This window comes from Gordonia sp. ABSL11-1 (assembly GCF_030315685.1).
Taxonomy (GTDB): Bacteria; Actinomycetota; Actinomycetes; order Mycobacteriales; family Mycobacteriaceae; genus Gordonia.
In genome coordinates this window covers 1-368 of the sequence record NZ_JASXSI010000109.1, presented here as the reverse complement: position 1 = coordinate 368, position 368 = coordinate 1, and the positions used below count along the sequence as shown (strand labels likewise).

The 368-nt window shown below is 57.6% G+C and carries 1 protein-coding gene; it reads right to left on the bottom strand.

Translation table 11 applies throughout. The features are described from left to right. On the bottom strand, positions 1-351 hold a 351-nt coding region (locus tag QSJ19_RS26660), incomplete at its 3' end, for an L-threonylcarbamoyladenylate synthase (protein ID WP_286324067.1). Between the last annotated feature and the right edge of the window lie 17 nt (positions 352-368).

Here is a 368-nt window from a genome sequence, read left to right as displayed (position 1 = left end):
GGAGACATCACCTTGCCGGAGTATGGATATATCTCCCCCAGTGAGATCAATGATAGTGCTACTGCTCGTATATTTCGACGGTCCTTCGCTGCGCACAATCATGTCGATCTCGGCACCGATGTGTTGTACCGCAGTATCGAACGTGACGAGGTCCCCATCCATTGTTCCGGCGCGGTTGGCCGATGACGCCGCGAGAGGCATCCCCGCGAGAATTCCGAGGATGTTCAGCGTTCGTGATCGGTTGTGCAGCAACGACACTGTGGGCTCTCCTGACGTCACCCACTCTGGGACAAGCGGGCTCTTTCCCAGCACGACGTTGAGCGGTCCGGGCCAAACCGTGTCGGCGAGAATCTGAACATCGCGTGTTC